Raw genomic sequence first — 15,589 nt, 5'->3', positions numbered from 1 at the left:
TCGACGGGGTGTGGCCCGCATCACGCTCAACCGCCCCGAAGCCGCAAATGCGCTGAACGATGCCCTCCTGCGCGACCTGAAGGATGCGTTTCACGACTGCGGTCGCGACCTGAATGTAAGGGTGATCGTGCTGACCGGCACCGGGAAGGCCTTCTGCGCCGGCGGCGACCTTGCCTGGATGCAGGCGATCAACAATTCCAGCCGCAGTGAGCGCGTGCTCGGTAGCCGCGCCGTCGCGGACATGCTGTACGCCGCCGATACCGTTGGGAAGCCGGTGGTCGCACGGGTCAACGGTGCTGCGTTCGGAGGCGGTGTCGGCCTCGCCTGCACGGCAGACGCCGTAGTCGCCGCGCAAAGCGCCTCGTTCGCGCTGAGTGAGGTCAGGCTCGGTTTGGTGCCGGCAAACATCGGCCCTTATGTCGTCCGTCGCATGGGCGCCAGCCAGGCGCGCAGATACGCCCTGTCGGGGCGGCGGTTCTCCGCCATGGACGCCCAGAAGCTGGGTATCGTTCACGAGGTCGTCGCCGACGAACAATTGGAGGACGCTGTCGAACGCGAAGTCGCGACCTTTCTCGAGGCCGCTCCAGAGGCGATCAGCATCACCAAGTCGCTGATCGCCTATGTTGATGGGCACAGCGAGCAGGACAACATTCTCTACACCGCCGATCGGCTCGCCGATGCGTGGGAAACAGAATGCGGTCGCGAAGGCATCAAATCATTCCTCGGCAAGACGGTTCCTTCATGGCGCGCGTGATAAACAAGATCCTGATCGCCAATCGCGGCGAAATCGCCTGCCGTATTGCTGCAACCTGCCGGAGCCTGGGAATCGGCTCGGTGGCGGTCTATTCAGAGGCGGACCGCGACGCGCTGCATGTGCGTGCCTGCGACGAGGCCGTGGGCATCGGCCCTGCCGAAGCGAGCCGCAGCTATCTGTTGCCCGAAAAATTGATTGCCGCTGCCCTCGAAACAGGGGCGGACGCGATCCATCCGGGTTACGGCTTCCTGTCAGAGAATCCCGTGCTCGCGCAGGCCTGCGCAGATGCAGGCCTGATCTTCATTGGCCCGAGTCCCGACGCCATCGTGGCGATGGGTTCAAAGCTCCAGGCGCGCCGGATTGCTAAGGAGCACGGCGTTGCCACTGTTCCCGGCTATGATGGGGAAGACCAGAGCGACGAGACGCTGACGGCAGCGGCCGCGGACGTCGGATTTCCTCTGCTGATCAAGGCGAGCGGCGGCGGCGGCGGCAAGGGAATTCGTATCGTCGACGATGCGAGCGGCTTTTCCGTCGCGCTTGATCTGGTGCGCCGCGAGGCTTCGACGGCATTCGGTGACGCGCGAGTTGTTTTGGAGCGTTTCGTTCCCTTCGGCCGGCACATCGAGGTTCAAGTTCTCGGCGATAGCCATGGCAACGTAGTCCATTTGTTCGATCGCGAGTGTTCGCTGCAGCGTCGACATCAGAAGGTCGTGGAGGAGGCTCCTGCTCCAAATCTCTCCGAAGAGCTGCGCCATCAGTTGTTTGACAGCTCGGTGCGTCTGGCCAAGGCGATTGGCTACAGTTCGCTCGGAACGGTCGAGTTTCTCTACGACGCCTCGTCTGGAGAAGCTTACTTTCTGGAAATGAACACGCGCATCCAGGTCGAGCATCCGGTCACCGAGATGGTGACCGGGCTGGATCTCGTGGCTCTGCAGGTGGGCGTGGCCGAGGGGGGCGTGCTGCCGTTCGCGCAGATCGATATTCGCGTCAATGGCCATGCCATTGAAGCGCGACTCAATGCCGAGCAGCCCGAACGCGATTTCATGCCGTCCATAGGTCGCATCGAGCGGCTGACTGCAGTTGCCGAGATGGGGCATGGCCAGCGCTTCCGCATGGACACCGGCGTCGCCGCCGGCAGCAGCGTAACGCCCTATTACGACTCGATGATCTCGAAACTCCTAGTCTGGGGAGAAGATCGGGAACGGGCCCGCAACGGCCTGCTCAAGGCCCTGGACGGGTTCGAGTTGCATGGTCTCGAAACAAACAAGGCCTATCTGCAGGCCATCCTGAAAACAGCCGAGTTCCGCTCCAGTACAGTAACGACGCGCTTTCTCGATTCCTTCCGACCTTGGGAAGATGTCGTTCCTGCCGAGGAACTGCAGAATGCGCTCGTGGCGGCTGCCGTGGCGGGAACCTTTGCGGCCGAGGATGCGCTCAAGGCTCGGCACGGCGATGACCCATGGGGGTCTCTCGCTGGGTGGCGTCTGCTGGAGCGGGCGGGAAGTTCGTCCCATCTGGTCACGAACATCGTGGACGACACCGGCGAGAGCCACCGCGTCGTAGTGCATGGGCGGAAGGGCAAATACCGGGTCGAGGGTGCAGGCGAAGACGAGATGTTCGACGCGCGCCGCGACGGTGGACGAATTCTGTTACGTGCCGGCGACCGGGCATACTCGGTCGATGTCGACCAGTTTGGCGCCAAATATGAAATTCGCAGCGGTGTTGCACAACGCATGCTGCGGGCCGTGGAAGCACCGACCCAGGCGGCTACGGGCGGCCCGGAAGGCAGGGCCGGTTTGGACATTGTCGCACCGATCCCTGGCCTCGTCATCGAGGTGCCGGTGACGGCCGGTGACAGGGTTGAAACAGGTGACGTTGTCGTCGTCCTCGAGGCCATGAAAATGGTGCATCGTCTCGTGGCCATAGGCCCTGGGACGATCGGCGAGGTGACCTGTCGGCCCGGTGATACCGTGGAGATGGGTCGTCTCCTCGTCAGCTTCGCCAGTAACGCCTGAGGGGCAGAGCCGTGCCTGAAACCGCCATACTGACCGATGTCGTGGTGCGCGACGGCCTGCAAGCCCTCAAAACCGTCGTGCCGACGCAGCGCAAGATCGAACTGGTTCGAGCTCTGATCGCTGCCGGATGCACGCGGCTCGAGGTGGCCAGTTTCGTGAATCCGAAATTGGTTCCAACAATGGCCGATGCCGACGAGTTGTGCGGGCAGTTGCCGCGTGCCGCGGGCGTCCAATATGGCGGAGTGGTGCTGGATAGCCGCGGGATGGATCGACTTCTGGAAGCCGATCTCGATTGGGGCGGCGTCGTCATTGCGGCGTCCGATACGTTTCTTGAGCGCAACCAGCGTTGCGACAGGGCTGGCGCGCTCGCTCGCATCGTCGAGATTGAACGGATGCGCCGCGACGGCAAGACGCGCATCAGCGGTTATGTATCCTGCTGCTTCGCCTGCCCGTACGAAGGACCAACTGATTTCGAAGTTGTGGCGGAGTTGTGTGACACGCTGCTCCAGCTCGGAGTCGACGACGTCTATCTCGCGGACACGAACGGTCACGGAACGCCGCCGAAAACGCGCGAGCTCCTGAACCGCGTTCTGGCTCGTGTCCCGGCCGACCGGTTGGGATGCCACTTTCATGACACCCATGGGCAAGCGATCGCAAACCTGGATGTCGCATTGCTCGCGGGCATCCGCGCGGTCGACGCCGCTACGGCAGGGCTCGGCGGCTGCATGTTCGCACCGGGAGCGACGGGTAATGTCGCCAGCGAAGATGTGCTGGTCCTGTTGGCTGCTCATGGAATCGACACGGGTATCGATGCGCAGCGGATGGCCATAGCGGGACAGTCATTGTGCGACGAACTTGGATTACTCAATAACAGCAAGTCAGGCCAGGCACTTCTAGCTGCATATCAATAAGATAAATCGAGGAAACGTCAGTGGACAGCATCTATTTTACTGAAGAGCACCACGCGCTACGCGAGCAAATCGCACGGTTTGTGGAGAACGAAGTCAGGCCGAATGGGCGCGCCTGGGAAGCGGCGGGGTTCGTTCCTCGCGATGTTCTGCGTAAGATGGGCGAACTCGGACTGTTCGGCATTCGCTACCCCAGCTGCTATGGTGGCTCCGAGCTCAGCCAACTTTCCACGGTCATTCTTGCGGAAGAGCTTGGTAAATCTGGCTTTGGCGGCTTCAGTGCGACGGTTCTTGTCCATACGGATATGGCCTCGCCTCACATCGCGCATTTTGGCAATCCGGCTCAGCTCGACAAGTACATGCCGAAGATCATCTCTGGCGAGACGATCACTGCCGTCGGGGTGACCGAGTCGGACGCCGGGTCAGATGTGGCGGCTCTGCGCACCAATGCCCGCCGGAACGGCGATGGCTGGGTGCTCAATGGCAGCAAGATGTTCATCACCAATGGTGTTCATGGCGACCTCTTTTTTGTTGCCGCCCGAACGGACCCGGAAGCAAAGGGGTCGCGAGGGATATCGATGTTCATCGTCGAAAAGGGCACGCCGGGCTTTGAGGTGGCGCGGCCTCTCGAAAAGTTTGGTTGGCATTGTTCGGACACCGCTGAACTGGTTTTCACTGATTGCCAACTTCCGGCGGAAGCGCTGCTCGGAGAGGAAAACCGCGGCTTCTATGCGGTGATGAGCAATTTCCAGAACGAGCGACTGGTTATCGGAGCGATCGCTGCTGGCGAATGCGCGCGTGCGCTTGAGTTGACCCGTCGCTACGTCAAGGACCGCAAAGCTTTTGGCGGCACGCTGTGGGACAAGCAGGTCGTGCGTAATCGGCTGTCCATGATGGATGCACGTGTCCAAGCGTTGCGTCAGCTGGTCTACCACGCTGCTTGGCTCATGGAGCGCGAGATCCCGTGCGTCAGTGAAGTGTCGATGGTCAAGGCCCTGGCAGGCGAACTCGTCAATGAAGTCACCTACGCCTGCCAGCAATTCCATGGCGGCTTTGGCTATATTCGCGAAAGCGACATCGAACGCATGGTTCGAGACGCGCGTATCCTGTCCATCGGCGGCGGTGCCACCGAGGTGATGCTCGAAGAAGTGGCCAAGCGCTACGAGTGAAGGTGGACATGGCTGACAATCCCTCATCCTTCGGGCCTGCACCCGAGGAGCTGGCATCGCTGCCGATCGCGTTTGCCCCGGAGCTTTTCAAGGGCAAGGTGGCTCTGGTCTCGGGAGCCGGAAGCGGCATCGGGTTGGCAATCGCCACCTTGTTCGCCCGCCTCGGCGCGTCGCTGGTTATCTGTGGCCGTGATCCGGCGAAGCTGACGAATGCGAGCGACTTTCTCACCGGTCTCGGGGCGGACGTTACCGCGGTGCCGATGAGCATTCGGGATCCGGAAGCGGTGGATCGACTGATCGATACAGCCAGCGGCGGGCAGGGGCTTGATATTCTCGTCAACAATGCTGGCGGCCAGTTTCCTCAGGACGCTTTGAACATCTCGAAGAAGGGATGGAACGCTGTTGTGGACACAAATCTCAACGGCACCTGGTACATGATGCAAAGCGCTGCGCAGCGTTGGGTTGCGCAAGGTCGCCCAGGGACGATTGTCAATATCGTCGCCGACATATGGCGCGGCATGCCGCAAGTCGCGCACACCTGCGCGGCGCGTGCGGGTGTGATCTATCTGTCGAAGTCGGTGGCGGTTGAATGGAGCCCCCATGGAATCCGGGTCAACTGTGTTGCTCCGGGTATGATCGAGAGCACCGGGTTTCGTGTCTACCCGCCCGAGGCCTCCGCGCGGTTCGCTGCCTCCAACCCCATGTTGCGTTGCGGGTCACCATGGGACATCGCGGGCGCTGTAGCCTATCTGGCTGGCCCAACAGGCGCCTTTCTCAATGGCGAGGTCATCACGGTGGATGGCGGGCAGCAGATGTGGGGCGATGTCTGGCCCGCCGGCGAGCCGGAATATTTCAAAAAAGCCCGGGTAGTCTGACATGGCCACGACGTTGCTTGATGTCCGGAACCTTGTTCTGTCGTTCGGCGGGGTCAAGGCTCTCCGCAATGCGTCGATCACAGTATCGGCCGGCGCTCTTGTTTCCATCATTGGACCCAACGGCGCCGGCAAGACCAGTCTGCTCAATTGCATCAGCGGGCGCTATCGACCCCGCGAGGGAAGCATCAGTTTCGACGGTCACGATCTGACCCATAAGTCTCCGGCGATGCGTGCGTCTCACGGGATTTCGAGGACATTCCAGAATCTAGCGCTCTTCAAGCATCTTGATGTCATCGATAACATTCTGGTGGGGCGCCATCGTCGTTTCAAACCGAATGTGTTTCTCGATGGCGTGTTCTGGGGGCCGAGCCGTCGACGCGAAATCGAAGCTCGCGCCGAGGTCGAGGAGATCATCGACATTTTGGAGCTACAGCCGCTTCGGCACCGGCCCGCAGGCACTCTTGCTTATGGCCAACAAAAAAAGATCGAGCTTGCACGCGCTCTGGCAATGAAGCCCCGGTTGCTGCTGCTTGACGAGCCGATGGCGGGCATGACGCTGACCGAAAAGGAGGATATGGCAAAGTATATCCTCTACGTTAATCGAGTCATGGGCGTGACTATCGTCATGATCGAGCATGACATGAAGGTCGTTATGGATCTGTCTGAGCATATAACCGTTCTCAGCTTTGGCTCTGTCATCGCTGAGGGGACGCCGGATGACATCTCTTCCAATGCCGAAGTACAGCGCTCTTATCTGGGCGAGCCGGGCATGTTTGAGACGATGGTGGAGGCGCGGGCGTGAAGACCTTTCCACAGGAGTTGCTCGACAATGCGCGGACGCTTCCGGCTTCTGCCGTGGCGCTGCGGCAGAAGCGATACGGAATATGGCAAGAGATTAGCTGGCAGGATTATGCGCGCCGAATGATCGACACGGCGCGCGGCCTGCTGGCGTGCGGCCTGAAGCATGGTGACCGTGTCGCCATTATCGCGGCAAATCGCGAGGAGTGGCTCTATGCTGAACTTGGCACACTCGCGGTCGGCGCCGTCGCTGTCGGCATCTATATCGAATCGGTCGCGTCCGAGATCGAGTACGTCATAAATCAGTGCGAAGCCACGGTCGTCTTTGCCGAAGACCAGGAGCAAGTCGACAAGCTGCTTTCCCTCCGCGGGAACCTGCCATCCGTCCGCGCGATCATCTATTTCGAGCCGAAGGGGCTCGGTGAATACCGCGATCCACGTGTGATGCATCTGGGTGCCTTGTGGGCCAAAGCGGAGGCTGCGGCCATACCGGTGGCCGAGATTGAGCGCTTGATCGGCCAAACCTCCATCGACGACCTGGCGCTGCTCGCAGTGACCTCGGGGACCACAGGGGGGCCGAAGCTCGCCTGCATCACCTATTCGGCGATGACTATAATGGCTGCGGGGATGAACTCGGTCGATAAGAAGAATCGAGGTGACAATTACCTCTCCGCGCTGCCGATGCCCTGGATGGGCGAGCAGATGACGATCGTTGGCTGTCATCTTGCTGCGCATTTTACCGTCAATTTCCCAGAAAATTTGGAGACAGTTGAGCAGGATATATATGATATCTCGCCGCAGTTTCTGGTTGGGCCTCCGCGCTACTGGCAAAATCTTGCCTCGCAAATTCGCTCGGGGATCGACGATACGACCGCGTTCAAGCGCGCGGCTTACAACCTTCTGTTGCCGCTGGGCGAGCGTTACGCGGCGGCCGTCGAAGCCGAACGGGCCGGGAAGGGGCATGTGCCTCTGCTGGTGAAGCTCGGGCGCATTGTGGGCGAGCTGTTGCTGTTCAGGCATCTCAAGGACACTCTGGGCCTTGCACGCATGCGGGTTCCGATGACGGGAGGGGGCAGTCTGGCGCCGGATGCCATCCGGCTGTTCCATGCCTTGGGCATCCCCCTGAAGCAGGTCTATGGACAGACCGAACTCTGTGGCATTTCGGTCATGCACCAGGCTGGCGACATAAATTTCGAGACTGTAGGCCAGCCGCTCCCGAATACCGAAATCCGGATTGCGGAGAGTGGCGAAATCCAGACGCGCAGCAAGGCGTCTTTCGCCGGCTATTGGAACAATCCTGCAGAGACGGAGAAGGTGCTGGTCGATGGCTGGCTCTACTCTGGCGACGCGGGTTATATCGACGAGGCATCAGGCCACCTGGTCGTGATCGACCGGCTGCGCAATCTCTGCCATCTCGCTGACGGTACCAGCTTCTCCCCGCAGTTCGTCGAGGACAAGATCAAGTTCATCCCTGTCGTGCAGGAGGCCGTGGTTTTCGGCGATGGTCGAAGCTTCTTGGTCGCGCTCATCAACATCGACGCCAGGCTGGTCAGCCTCTGGGCGGAAAACAATCAGATCGCGTTCACGACCTATAGGGATCTTGCCGCTCATCCCAAGGTATACGAGCTCGTGGCCAGGCATCTCGACAAGCTTAATTCGCGCCTGCCGGAGAGCTTCCGCGTCCAAAGGTTCGTTCTGCTTCCCAAGGAGCTCGACGCTGACGATGGCGAGCTGACGCGCACCAATAAGGTACGGCGCAGTGCTGTTTCGGAAAAATACCGAAGCGTGATCGAAGATCTTTACGGGGTCGAAAATAAGACCGCACGTCTATCGATCGAGATTTCGTACAGGTCTGGTCGTGTGCAGAGACTTGAAGAAGATTTAAAAATCCGGGAGATGTTATGTCCCTAGATGCATTAATATCGCTGTGTGTGAGCGGGATTGTTGTCGGTTCTGTCTACGCCATGACAGCGATTGGTTTTGTCGTAATCTACAAGACCACACGTGTTATCAATTTCGCTCAAGGTGAATTGATGATGGTGGGAGCCTATATCTGCCTGTTTCTGACGGTCGACTACAAGCTGCCGTTTTGGGCGGCATTCCTGATGACGGGCATTGTCTGCGCCTTGTTGGGGTATGTGATCGAGCGCGTTGTTCTGCGTCGGGTGATCGGCGACCCTATCGTCTCGGTCATCATGATCACGCTTGGGCTTGGTATCGTACTCAAGGCGATCGTCGGGGCCATCTTCGGAGTCGACGTGCGGGTTCTTCCAACTCCCATTCCCGACGGAGCGGTGAGCATCGGGGGAACGCCGGTGTCTTACCATTATCTGTTCAGCATGGCGTTTTCCGTGTTGGCGATGTGCGCCTTCGCGGCATTCTTCCGCTGGTCGCGTTTGGGGCTAGCTATGCGCGCCACCTCGTCGGATCAGCAGGCGGCCATGGCGATGGGGGTTAATGTCGGTCAGATTTTTGCGCTGTCCTGGGCGATTGCCTGTGTCGTGTCGGCGGTCGGCGGAATGTTGATCGCAACGATCAACGGCGTAAACCTCGGCGTTTCCGCCTTCGGATTGAAGGTCTTCCCGGTCGTCATCCTTGGTGGGCTCGATTCAATCGTAGGTGCGGCTGTCGGCGGAGTTCTCATCGGCGTACTCGAGAACGTTGCCGATGGTGTCTTCAAGAGCGTGTTTGACCTGGACGGCTTTCGGGACGTCGCAGCGTTCGTTGTTCTCGTGTTGGTGTTGATGATCCGACCTTATGGATTATTCGGCCAGCACGATATTGAAAGGATCTGAGCAATGAGCAGTGGCGAGTTCATCACCAGCCATGCGCAGGCCATTCGTTTGTTTCCGACAAAATTGACGCGGTTTCGCATTGCGTTAGCCGCAGCATTCGTTCTTGTGTTTCCTTTCGTGGCGAGCGGTTATCAGCTCGGCCTTGCCAACTTGATATTCATCAATGTGATCGCCGCCCTAGGGCTGAACGTGATTACCGGGTTTACCGGCCAGATCTCGATCGGACACGGCGCCTTTCTTGGGGTCGGTGCTTATACTTCAGCCTATCTCGTAAGCGTCTTGGGCGTTCCCTTTTTCGCAGCGATCGTGATCGCGGGTTTGTTCACGGCGCTCGTCGGGAGTTTTTTCGGCGTCCCATCGGTGCGACTGAAGGGGCTCTATCTGGCGATAGCCACGCTGGCGGCGCAGTTCATTCTGGAGTTCGTGTTCCGGAGTTGGACGTCCGTCACCGGAGGTAGCAACGGCATGTCCGCTGGTTCGGCATCTGCGTTCGGGCATGAATTGTCGGGCGACACAGCCTTCTATTGGATCCTGCTCCCAATAGCGGCCCTGTCGCTGCTCTTCGTGAGAAACCTCGCGCGAACGGCTACCGGCCGTGCGTTGATGGCAGTGCGCGATCACGATCTCGCCGCGGAGATCATGGGCATAAACCTGTTCCGCAGCAAGCTCATCGCCTTCGCCATCGGGTCATTCCTGGCAGGTGTGGCGGGCGCCTTGTGGGGGCAGTATGTCGGCTATGTCACGCCCGAGCAATTCACGCTGGGGCTGTCGATTAGCCTGCTGGTCATGATTATTGTCGGCGGTTTGGGCAGCGCCCTTGGTTGCGTGCTCGGTGCCGTATTTGTGACCCTGCTTCCGGAAGCGCTCTCGGAGGGGGCCGCGCTGTTTGTCGCTGATCCTGCGGCTGTGGCGGGCACCCTGGCTTTCCTGCGCGAGGGGCTTTTTGGAGCATTGATTATCTTTGTCCTAGTTGCCGAACCGGCAGGTCTTGCAGCGCGTTGGCAGCGTATCAAGACCTATTGGAACGTATATCCATTCGCCAGGTGACGACAAAATGCTGACAATCGAGAATATTGAAGTCGTCTATGATACCTACGTTCTGGTTCTGAAAGGCCTCTCCCTTCAGGTGAAAAGCGGCGCAGTGACTGCATTGCTTGGCGCGAATGGCGCGGGCAAGTCGACGACGCTGAAGGCGGTGTCGGGACTTCTCGCGTCAGAGGAAGGAGAGGTCACGCGCGGACGCATCACCTTCGACGGCGTGGACATCACCCACATGTCGCCTGATCGAAGAGTGGCGTCGGGCCTCGTGCAGGTGATGGAGGGGAGGCGCATTTTCCAGGACCTTACGGTCGAAGAAAATATTCGCATCGGCGCCTTCCTGGAAAAGGATTCTCGCAAGATCGCGTCGCGCCGGGAGCTTGTTTATGAATACTTTCCGAAATTGAAGGAGCGGCACACGCAGGTCGCGGGATATCTGTCCGGCGGCGAACAGCAGATGCTGGCGATTGGCCGCGCATTGATGGCGGGCCCCCGGATCATGATGCTGGACGAGCCCTCGATGGGTTTGTCGCCGCTGCTCGTCCAGGAAGTATGCGGGATCGTCCGGCGTCTCAATCGTGAGGAGGGGCTGACGATCCTCCTGGTCGAGCAAAACGCGAGCTTTGCGCTTGCTGTGGCGGACCAGGGCTATGTCATGGAGGACGGGAAGGTGGTGCTCGAAGGTTCGGGGGCGGAGCTGAGGGGCAATCAGGACGTCCAGGAATTCTATCTGGGGGCGGGAGCTTCTGAGCGCGGCAGATTCAGTAGCGTCAAATGGTACCGCCGCAAGAAAAGATGGGTTTAGGTATTTGTGGAATTTTGAATTCTGCAAAACTTTGCCTTGATTTGAGAATAATTTCCAAAAAAACTTATTTTTCTCTATTTTTGCGTTACCGTTCCTGTGTTGTTCTCGAAAATGTGTCAGTCTAATCATGATAACGTCTTATAGTTGGGTGAGAACGATATGAAGAGACAAACGATGTTTGCGAATTTGCGGGAGAGCCAGGCTGAAGCCTACAAGCGCGCTCCGGCCATTCGCGAGATTTACGACCGCGCCGGCATTCGGCCGGATGATCTGCGGACGGCGGATGATCTGTCGCGCTTGCCCGTGCTCAAAAAGGAGCGGCTGCTTGATCGACAGCGCGAGAGTCCGCCCTTCGGTGGCTTCCTTGCTGCACAGAACGAGGATATCGCCCGCATCTTCGTATCCCCCGGTCCGATCAATGAGCCGCAGATGAGAGGCGAGAATGATGGGTTGGGATTTGCGCGTGCTTTTGCCGCGGCTGGAGTTGGGCGCGGTGATCGCGTGCTCAACACATGGTCTTATCATCTGGTTCCCGCAGGCCTCCTGCTCGACGACGGCTTGCGCGACAGGGGAGCCTCCGTCATTCCGGCCGGCACCGGCGGCAGCGAGGCGCAGGCCAAGTTGATCATGGACCTTGGCGTGACCTGCATCTGCAGCTCGACGGCATTTTTTATCACGCTCGCCGAGACGATCGAAGGCCAGGGGTACGCTTTGCCGGAGGCATGGAACGTCAAAACAGCGCTGCTCGGCGGCGAATTCGGCGACTGGATGGGCAAGCGGCGCCGGCTTGAAGAGCGCTATGGCATCCGTACGTTTTCGGTTTATGCGACGGCTGATTTCGGCGTTATCGGTTTCGAGAATAATGGCTCTGAGGGTTATGAAATCCACGAAGACCGCATCGTGCAGATATGTGACCCGGTTAGCGGCGTTCCTCTGCCGATGGGAGAGTCTGGAGAGATCGTCGTCACCACGCTGAGGCCGGGCTGGCCGCTGATCCGTTTTGGTACTGGAGACGTCGCCTTTGCTACTGCCCTGACCGAGGAGGGCACCGTCCATCGCATCGGCATGCTGCAGGGGCGCGTCGGCCAGGCTGTGAAGGCGCGTGAAATCTTCATCTACCCAAGGCAGATCGATGAACTCGCCATTGCAAGTCCGGGAGTTGCACGGGCTCAGGCCGTCATCAGTCGGCCGGGGCATCGTGAAGAGATCACGCTGCGACTTGTTCTGGCCCCCGACGCCGACCGCGATACGGTAACCGGATGGGTGCTGGGCCGGTTCAGGGAACTCACGCGACTCAAGGTCGATCATCTGGAATTTATTACCGCAGGTGAGCTCCCTGCCGATGCGCCCTTTCTGGTCGACAGAAAGGACCAATGACAAGGGCGCTCATCCAATCATTGCTCAAATGTCAGGACGTTGATCGGCCTCGTGTTGCGAGATCTTTTCGCGTGAAGCTCGAACGTCTTCTGAATGGCCGCTCCGACTGGGGAAGCGCTTGATGTCATCCACTGCAACTGTATCGAGGAACTCCGAAGAGCGTGTAAGAGTATCATTCTCACGCCAGAATGCGATGTCTACCATCGGCGCAACATTGACGGTTGTGACCCCGGGCATGGTGGAAATCGAGATGCCCTATTGCGATTCACTGACCCAGCAATACGGATTCATTCAAGGTGGAATTCTCTCAACTGCGCTGGATTCGGCCTGCGGCTATGCAGCTTACTCTCTTATGCCGGAGAATACAGCGGTTTTGACCGTTGAGTTCAAGGTTAATTTCCTCGCTCCAGGCAAAGGAGAGCGATTTTTGTTTCGCGGTTCGGTGATCAAGCCCGGCCGCACGATCATCGTGGCTGACGGGCAAGCATATGGATTTGCCGCGGATGGCGCCACAAAACTGCTCGCGACCATGACAGCCACGATGATGGCACTGCCTGACCGCGCCGACATCGTGGACTGAGGTGTTGGCAAACCGTGATATGAAATCGTTGTCCAAAATCGATCGAGGCGTGCAGAGATGCTCCTGCACGTGTTTCTATCGATGTTTTTCTGACGCTGTGCGTCTCGCTTTATTTAGCGTAACACATAATCATTGGCTCTGCTCACCTCGGCGGCTTGACGGATTATCTCAAGACGCGATCCGAAAAATTGGCGAGCGCGCAGTTTTACGCATCGCGGAGTGATGATGCAGAGAGGGCGCCGGAAAGCCGGTGCTGCCGGCCCGTTCGACACGCTTTCAACCTCGAGACACACAAATGCCGGAGACGGCTGATGACTTGGTATTGAACGGAAAGAATGACAGAATGGTAGCCTATATCCCGCCGGTTGATGATATCCGTTTCCTCTTGAATGAAGTCTTCGATTTCAACGAAACGATGAAAACTCTTCCGGGGTACGAGGAGATCGACGCTGATCTTGCTGTGTCCATACTGGAGCAAGCCGGCAAGTTTTGCGCCGCCGTGCTTGAGCCTTTGAATCGGCCAAGCGACGAAGAAGGTTGTCGACTGGAAAACGACCAAGTTTTTACACCCGATGGCACTTCCGAAGCCTATAAGGCGTTCATCAACGCTGGTTGGAGCGGGCTCTCCGGCGACCCTGAGTTCGGGGGGCAGGGCCTCCCGCGCGTGATGCAAGTCTTGCTCGATGAAATGCTTTCATCTGCAAACCTGTCCTTTGGTCTTTTCCCCGGGTTGACCCGCGGTGCAGCCGAAGCCATCTCCATTCACGCCAGCGATGCCCTGAAGCAGCGTTACCTGCCGAAGATGATATCTGGTGAGTGGACCGGCGCCATGGCGCTTACGGAAGCGTCCGCCGGCACTGATCTTGGCCTTTTGAACACGCGCGCCGAAGCTTCGGTAGACGATTCGTATCGAATCACTGGGACGAAGATCTTCATCTCTTCCGGCGATCACGATTTCGGCGGCAACATTATCCATCTCGTGCTGGCGCGCCTTCCGGATGCGCCGAAAGGGGTCAAAGGCATCAGCCTGTTCCTGGTGCCCAAATTCCTCGTCAATGACGACGGTAGCCTGGGTGCTCGCAATGGCATGTCCGTTGGCTCGTTGGAGCACAAGATGGGCATCCATGGTCAGCCGACCTGTGTCATGAACTATGACGGGGCCACTGGTTGGCTCGTAGGCGAGGTGGGGCGCGGCCTCAATGCCATGTTCACCATGATGAATGCTGAACGCTTGTTTATTGGCATCCAGGGACTCGGGATTGGAGAAGTGGCGAACCAGAAGGCCACCGCGTATGCCCGCGAGCGCCTACAGGGCCGCTCGCTCGACGGCTCCAGGGGGCCGGTTCAGATCGTCGAACATCCCGACGTCCGCAATATGCTGCTGAGGGGGCGCGCCTATGCGGATGCCGCCCGCGCGCTGGCCATTTGGACCTCCATGCAAATGGATATCGCGGCGCGTCATCCAGACGAGGGGGCGCGCAAGAGTGCTAATGGCCTGGTTGCGCTCCTGACCCCGGTGGTCAAGGCAGCCTTCACGGATTTCGGTTTTGAGACGGCGGTGTTGTCTCAGCAGGTTTTCGGCGGTCATGGCTACATCCGCGAATGGGGCATGGAGCAATTCGTGCGCGATGCCCGCATCACCCAGATTTACGAAGGCACCAATGGTGTTCAAGCCATCGACTTGGTCCAACGCAAATTACCGATGGAGGATGGGGCGCTGCCAAGCCGCTTCTTCGCCCTTATCAAGCAGGATCTTCAGTCGCCCGTGACCTGTCGGAATGCCGATGCTATCGTCGGAGCAACAACCGAAGCACTTGAGCGGCTTGAACGAGCCACTGAGCGGCTGCTTTCCGGCCGTCTCGATCCATTCGCCGCTGGGGCCGCCTCAACAGGTTATCTCAGGCTCTTCGCACTGGTTGCCTATGGCTGGATGTGGACAAGAATGGCCAAAACGGCGGCGATGTCCGACGCTGGCGACCGAATTTGTCGCCGAAAGATTGCGGTTTCACGCTTCTTTGCCGAGCGCGTGCTGCCGGAGACTATCGGATTGGAAGTCGCGCTTAACGCCAGCCCCGAGTCCGTGATGGCTCTCGATGCCGACTCCTTCTGAATGGGATGGCGAGAGCGGGTTGGGCTCCCAATCGGGAGCGGTGCCGGTGAGACGATCGTGAAGTCATGGTCTTGGACCCGGCCAATCCCGGTGTTGGCCAAGCGCTAACCAAGTTAGGCCGGGCGAAGGGCCCAACCGCGTTCAGCCGAGCCAGCCTGCCGGTGGTCTATCTCGTGCGAGATTGCGCTTGATGGCGAGGCCCGAGTGGTTCTGAGGCGCATTTGGGGCTCGAGTGTCCGCGCTTGGAGTATCGCCGGGGTTTTTCGGATCGTAAGCGATGTCCCGGCGCCACCTTTGCGACAGCGGCCTGAACGCCGATGTTCGAAGCCCCTGAGGGCTTCGACACATGACGATTTCAGAGCTTA

General features: G+C 59.1%; 13 protein-coding genes. All 13 read left to right on the top strand.

What is annotated here, in order from left to right; all coding sequences use genetic code 11:
• Window positions 1–10 precede the first annotated feature (10 nt).
• The 13 genes from BW981_RS19725 (at window position 11) to BW981_RS19665 (ending at window position 15,224) form a co-directional block, all read left to right on the top strand.
• Window positions 11–754 carry an enoyl-CoA hydratase-related protein gene (locus BW981_RS19725; RefSeq protein ID WP_210188708.1) on the top strand — a complete coding sequence of 248 codons (744 nt, stop codon included), beginning with the start codon at window positions 11–13 and terminating at the stop codon, window positions 752–754.
• Entirely contained in the window at window positions 742–2,769 is a 2,028-nt protein-coding gene (locus BW981_RS19720; protein WP_175624179.1) for an ATP-binding protein, read from the top strand. Before BW981_RS19725 ends, BW981_RS19720 begins: the two co-directional genes overlap by 13 nt.
• A gap of 11 nt (window positions 2,770–2,780) precedes the next feature.
• On the top strand, window positions 2,781–3,680 hold the full coding sequence (locus BW981_RS19715) for a hydroxymethylglutaryl-CoA lyase (protein ID WP_076442323.1): 900 nt from the start codon (window positions 2,781–2,783) through the stop codon (window positions 3,678–3,680).
• Between the two features lie 20 nt (window positions 3,681–3,700).
• Window positions 3,701–4,846, top strand: a complete 1,146-nt coding sequence (locus tag BW981_RS19710; protein ID WP_076442321.1) for an acyl-CoA dehydrogenase family protein — start codon at window positions 3,701–3,703, stop codon at window positions 4,844–4,846.
• A gap of 8 nt (window positions 4,847–4,854) precedes the next feature.
• Window positions 4,855–5,721 (top strand): SDR family oxidoreductase, encoded by an 867-nt coding sequence (locus BW981_RS19705; RefSeq protein WP_076442374.1) that lies wholly within the window; start codon window positions 4,855–4,857, stop codon window positions 5,719–5,721.
• Window position 5,722: 1 nt separating this feature from the next.
• Complete coding sequence (locus BW981_RS19700) at window positions 5,723–6,523, top strand: ABC transporter ATP-binding protein (RefSeq protein WP_076442319.1); 801 nt, start codon at window positions 5,723–5,725, stop codon at window positions 6,521–6,523.
• Complete coding sequence (locus BW981_RS19695) at window positions 6,520–8,430, top strand: AMP-binding protein (RefSeq protein WP_076442318.1); 1,911 nt, start codon at window positions 6,520–6,522, stop codon at window positions 8,428–8,430. The genes BW981_RS19700 and BW981_RS19695 overlap by 4 nt, the downstream gene beginning before the upstream one ends.
• Window positions 8,421–9,314, top strand: coding sequence for a branched-chain amino acid ABC transporter permease (locus tag BW981_RS19690; RefSeq protein ID WP_076442316.1), 894 nt, complete (start codon window positions 8,421–8,423; stop codon window positions 9,312–9,314). The genes BW981_RS19695 and BW981_RS19690 overlap by 10 nt, the downstream gene beginning before the upstream one ends.
• A 3-nt stretch (window positions 9,315–9,317) precedes the next feature.
• Entirely contained in the window at window positions 9,318–10,361 is a 1,044-nt protein-coding gene (locus tag BW981_RS19685) for a branched-chain amino acid ABC transporter permease (RefSeq protein WP_076442314.1), read from the top strand.
• 7 nt (window positions 10,362–10,368) lie between these two features.
• The gene (locus tag BW981_RS19680; RefSeq protein ID WP_076442312.1) at window positions 10,369–11,157 is read left to right on the top strand and encodes an ABC transporter ATP-binding protein; all 789 of its coding nucleotides are present in this window, start codon (window positions 10,369–10,371) and stop codon (window positions 11,155–11,157) included.
• A gap of 174 nt (window positions 11,158–11,331) precedes the next feature.
• Window positions 11,332–12,534 (top strand): phenylacetate--CoA ligase family protein, encoded by a 1,203-nt coding sequence (locus tag BW981_RS19675; RefSeq protein ID WP_210188707.1) that lies wholly within the window; start codon window positions 11,332–11,334, stop codon window positions 12,532–12,534.
• A gap of 121 nt (window positions 12,535–12,655) precedes the next feature.
• On the top strand, window positions 12,656–13,114 hold the full coding sequence (locus BW981_RS19670; protein WP_076442308.1) for a PaaI family thioesterase: 459 nt from the start codon (window positions 12,656–12,658) through the stop codon (window positions 13,112–13,114).
• A gap of 343 nt (window positions 13,115–13,457) precedes the next feature.
• Window positions 13,458–15,224: an acyl-CoA dehydrogenase C-terminal domain-containing protein gene (locus BW981_RS19665; RefSeq protein ID WP_076442307.1), complete on the top strand. Its 1,767-nt coding sequence runs from the start codon at window positions 13,458–13,460 to the stop codon at window positions 15,222–15,224.
• The last annotated feature ends 365 nt before the right edge of the window (window positions 15,225–15,589 follow it).

The sequence above is a fragment of the Allobosea sp. TND4EK4 genome, assembly GCF_900156025.1.
Classification (GTDB): domain Bacteria; phylum Pseudomonadota; class Alphaproteobacteria; order Rhizobiales; family Beijerinckiaceae; genus Allobosea.
This window is presented reverse-complemented; position numbering and strand designations above follow the sequence as displayed.

Excerpts from the sequence above, each read along its gene's own strand:
- BW981_RS19685 (WP_076442314.1), top strand. The coding sequence starts at position 9,318 with ATGAGCAGTGGCGAGTTCATCACCAGCCATGCGCAGGCCATTCGTTTG.
- BW981_RS19705 (WP_076442374.1), top strand. The coding sequence starts at position 4,855 with ATGGCTGACAATCCCTCATCCTTCGGGCCTGCACCCGAGGAGCTGGCA.
- BW981_RS19665 (WP_076442307.1), top strand. The coding sequence starts at position 13,458 with ATGGTAGCCTATATCCCGCCGGTTGATGATATCCGTTTCCTCTTGAAT.
- BW981_RS19690 (WP_076442316.1), top strand. The coding sequence starts at position 8,421 with ATGTCCCTAGATGCATTAATATCGCTGTGTGTGAGCGGGATTGTTGTC.
- BW981_RS19720 (WP_175624179.1), top strand. The coding sequence starts at position 742 with ATGGCGCGCGTGATAAACAAGATCCTGATCGCCAATCGCGGCGAAATC.
- BW981_RS19680 (WP_076442312.1), top strand. The coding sequence starts at position 10,369 with ATGCTGACAATCGAGAATATTGAAGTCGTCTATGATACCTACGTTCTG.
- BW981_RS19670 (WP_076442308.1), top strand. The coding sequence starts at position 12,656 with ATGTCATCCACTGCAACTGTATCGAGGAACTCCGAAGAGCGTGTAAGA.
- BW981_RS19700 (WP_076442319.1), top strand. The coding sequence starts at position 5,723 with ATGGCCACGACGTTGCTTGATGTCCGGAACCTTGTTCTGTCGTTCGGC.
- BW981_RS19675 (WP_210188707.1), top strand. The coding sequence starts at position 11,332 with ATGTTTGCGAATTTGCGGGAGAGCCAGGCTGAAGCCTACAAGCGCGCT.